This window comes from Haloimpatiens massiliensis (genome assembly GCF_900184255.1).
In the GTDB taxonomy this organism is placed as follows: Bacteria; Bacillota; Clostridia; order Clostridiales; family Clostridiaceae; genus Haloimpatiens; species Haloimpatiens massiliensis.
Window position 1 is genome coordinate 1 of record NZ_LT854627.1, and the last position, 1,518, is coordinate 1,518.

Sequence of the window (1,518 nt, forward strand, 5' to 3'; positions counted from 1 at the left end):
TTAACTCAACTTTCGCACATAAAATTTAAGGCGGAAGCCTTTAAAATAAACATATAAAGCAAAGAAACATTCCTTTTGGTATAATAGAATCATGACAAACATCACACCAAGGAAAGGAATGTTTCTTATGAATACTATTATATCAAATGATACTACTGATAAACAACTTAATTTTACTATAAATAGATTTTTTAAGGATAACAAAATTGGATACATACTTAAACAATGTAATTTTTCTAAAGAAAAAGGATTTTCCTGTATAAAAATATTTAAATATATCTTTATGCTTGTTTTTACTGGAAAAAACTTATTTAGAAACTTGGAATTTGGAAAAAATAATCAATTTTCAAAGGATACTATATATAGATTCCTTAACTCACCAAACTTCAATTGGAGAAAATTTCTGTTTTTACTTTCTTCATCAATCATAAAAAACATTATTGTGCCTCTTACTTCTGAAGATAGAGTTAATGTACTTGTAGTTGATGATTCTTTATACAGTAGATCTAGAAGTAAATCTGTTGAACTTCTTGCAAGAGTTCGTGATCATGTTGATCATAAATATATCAAGGGCTTTCGCCTTCTTACTCTTGGCTGGTCAGATGGCAACACTTTTTTACCACTTGCGTTCACTCTACTTTCTTCCGAAAAGGAGAAAAACAGACTTTGCTCAGAAAATCACAATATTGATAAAAGAACTAATGGATCTAAACTCCGTAAGGAGGCTATTTTAAAGTCACCCGAAGTTATGATTAGTTTACTTAAACAAGTTTCAAAATATGCTATTCCTGCTTCATATGTTCTTTTTGACAGCTGGTTTACGTACCCAAAAACTCTTATACAGATTTTAGAACTCAAACTTAATACTATTGCCATGGTTAAAGCAATGCCAAGGGTTTACTACAATTACAATGGTAAATTATTGAACCTTAAAGATCTTTACGCTGCTTTAAGAAAAAGGCGTGGTAAGGCCAAAATTCTCTCTTCTGCTATTGTAGGTATTGGCTCTGACAAAAATGGTAATGAAGTAAAAGCAAAAATTGTATTTGTAAGGGACAGAAACAGAAGTAGAAAATGGCTTGCTTTAATTTCAACCAATATATCCTTAGATGATAACGAGATAGTAAGAATTTATGGAAAACGTTGGGATATAGAGGTTTTCTTTAAAATGAACAAGTCCTTTCTAAAACTCGCTAAAGAGTTTCAAGGGCGTTCTTATGATTCCATGGTTTCACATACTTCTATAGTTTTTACTAGGTATATTATGCTTACTTTAGAAAGTCGTAAGAATAATGATGTCAGAACTATCGGTGGATTTTTTTATCAATGTTGTGATGAACTTCAAGATGTTAAGTTTTGTGAAGTAATGAATCTTATTATAGATATTTTAAAAAATGTATTAACTGAAAAACTTCTTCTTTCAAAAGACATTATTGACTCAATAATAGATAGTTTTATTGCTGCTTTACCTTGTTATATCAAGGAGAAGTTAGTCTTTTTGTCCTGCGAAAGTTGAGT

Annotated in this window: 1 protein-coding gene; it reads left to right on the forward strand. The window is 29.9% G+C overall.

Annotated elements, in window-relative coordinates; genetic code table 11:
- Window positions 1-127 precede the first annotated feature (127 nt).
- Window positions 128-1,516, forward strand: a complete 1,389-nt coding sequence (locus tag C1715_RS00095) for an IS4 family transposase (RefSeq protein ID WP_102398663.1) — start codon at window positions 128-130, stop codon at window positions 1,514-1,516.
- Window positions 1,517-1,518 lie beyond the last annotated feature (2 nt).